Genomic DNA, 2,644 nt, shown 5'->3' on the forward strand with positions numbered 1-2,644 from the left:
CCACCAACATCATCAATCATCCCAATTTCAACCGCCTCGGCACCAATCACATTCGTGCCAATATCTCGGGTTAGATTTCCTTTAGCGAACATTAGGTCTTTAAAACTTTCTTCCGTGACGTTGGAATGCCTCGTAACAAATTTAATAACTCGTTCTTGCATTTTATCCAAGTACTCAAAGGTTTGCGGCACTCCTATGACAAGACCTGTCAAACGTATAGGATGAATAGTCATAGTCGCTGTTTCAGCTATATAGGAATGGTCACAGGAAACAGCAATCGGAACACCAATAGAATGGCCCCCGCCAAGTACAATCGACACGGACGGCTTGGATAGGGATGCCAACATCTCGGCAATGGCTAGCCCCGCTTCAACGTCTCCTCCTACTGTATTTAAAATAACTAGCAGTCCCTCAATATTTGGATTTTGTTCAATTGCCACAATTTGTGGAATAACATGTTCATATTTGGTCGTTTTATTCTGAGGCGGCAGCTGCATATGTCCTTCAATTTGTCCAATGATCGTCAAACAATGGATTTTTGAGTCCTGTGATAGTTGCGGGACGTTTGTAGTTCCCAGCTGCTGGATTTTTTCAATCAAAGTCGAATTTTTACCTTCCTGCCGGCCTTCATTTTCATTTGGTAATGGTGCATTATCCACTATGCCAACCCCTTTCTCTAAAGCCTATAGCTTTATTATGTCACGAGTCTCAGACTTCATTCTTCAAGATAAAGAGGTTTCACTTAGATAAAAAAAAACCTGACAATAATTTGTCAGGTTTTTTTTACTTAATACTCCATGATTATTGGTAAAATCATTGGACGGCGTTTCGTTTTTTCATAGAAGAATTGATTTAAGGCATCACGCATTTCCTGTTTCAGAGTAGACCAATCGAAAGGTTGGCGCGATCCATTTTTCTTCACGATTTCACTTACAATCTCAGTAGCTTCCCCAATCATTTTTTCTGATTCACGTACATATACGAAACCTCGTGAAATGATTTCTGGGCCAGCTGCAATACTTTTATCTTGACGGTTCAATGTGACAACGACGATTAAAATGCCATCCTGTGATAACAAGCGACGATCACGGAGTACGATATTACCCACATCTCCAACACCGCTCCCGTCAATTAAGATATTTCCTGCAGTGACTTTGCCGGATAGGCCCATTTTGTCACCTTTTAGTTCGATGACATCACCTTTTTCAGCAATCACGATATTTTCCCGTTTTACCCCTGCAGCAATTCCTACTTTTTGATGGGCATATAAATGACGGTATTCTCCATGTACTGGGATAAGGAATTTAGGATTCATCAAGTTAATCATCATTTTCAGTTCTTCTTGACTGCCATGACCCGTTACGTGCACTTTATATTTACTAGCAGATACTACCTCTGCACCTACCCTGTAAAGTAAGTCAACGGTTTTCGATAAAATAAGTTCGCCGCCCTGTAAGGGGGATGCACTTATCAAGACTGTATCTCCCTTTTTAATCGTTACCTGCTTATGAGTCTGTTTCGCCATTTTTTGAAGCGCTGCAATAGGCTCTCCTTGATGCCCAGTCGATAATACAACGATTTCACGATCATCATACTTGTTAATTTCATTGACCGGGATAATCAGCTCTTCCTCGACCTTTAAGTATCCAAGATTTAAGGCTGTTTCATAAACACGTTGCAAGCTTTTACCCACAACAGCCACTTTCCTTCGACTAGCCGCCGCTGCATTGAAGACATGCTGAATTCGATTAATATTTGAAGCAAAGCAAGCAACAATAATTCTTCCAGAAGCTGCATGGAAGGCTTCTGTAATATCCCTTGACACAACTGCTTCAGATGGCGTATAACCCGGTCTTTCCGCTCCTGTGCTATCAGATAGCAAGCAAAGGACACCCTCTTCTCCAATACTTGCCATTTTACCGATTTCTGGTTTATAAAGATCGGTTGCAGCTTGATCAAATTTGAAATCCCCTGTATAGACGATGGCTCCTTCACGCGTATGGATTACAACTCCGACAGAATCGGGAATACTATGGTTTGTCCTGAAAAAGGACACGGCTGCTTGAGGGAAACTTAAAAGAGAATCTGAATCGATCTCAGTAAATGTTGCCCTGCCATTAAAGCCGTCTTCCTTTAATTTTGTTTTGATTAAAGCAAGTGTAAGCTTTGTACCGTAAACAGGTACCGGTAAATATTTTAATACATAAGCAAGCGCACCCATATGGTCTTCATGACCATGGGTAATGAAAATCCCCTGTACCCGTTCTTTATTATCCATCAAATAAGAAATGTCAGGAATTACCGCATCAATTCCCAACATTTCTTCTTCTGGCAGCATTAATCCTGCATCAAGAAGATAGAGGTCTTCATTTACCTCAATGACGTACATATTTTTACCAAGTTCCCCTTGTCCTCCAAGAGAAATAACTTTTATTCCATTATTTTTATCTTTACCCAATCGAATATCCTCCTTAAAAAATCGCCGTTCATAATTTCCCAATGATTTCATTATAACCGATGTTCAAAAAACATGACAACACATACCATTTTCTAAGGAATTTTTTTACTTTATTTCCTATTTTAAAAATAGTCCTGCATTTATGTAGAAGGCATCCATTCCCYCTGCTAAGGGTGAACACATGAC

General features: G+C 40.2%; 2 protein-coding genes. Both read right to left on the reverse strand.

What is annotated here, in order from left to right; genetic code table 11:
• Nucleotides 1-599: ClpP family protease (locus AC1DUW_RS25450; protein WP_477643782.1), on the reverse strand; the 599-nt coding region annotated here is incomplete at its 3' end.
• 188 nt (nt 600-787) lie between these two features.
• Nucleotides 788-2,509, reverse strand: coding sequence for a ribonuclease J (locus AC1DUW_RS25455; RefSeq protein WP_377442945.1), 1,722 nt, complete (start codon nt 2,507-2,509; stop codon nt 788-790).
• Nucleotides 2,510-2,644 lie beyond the last annotated feature (135 nt).

This window comes from Peribacillus sp. P4_C12, assembly GCF_056402095.1.

What these genes read in the sequence shown, in the direction of transcription:
- AC1DUW_RS25455 (WP_377442945.1), bottom strand. Translation starts at nt 2,509, where the DNA reads ATGAAATCATTGGGAAATTATGAACGGCGATTTTTTAAGGAGGATATT.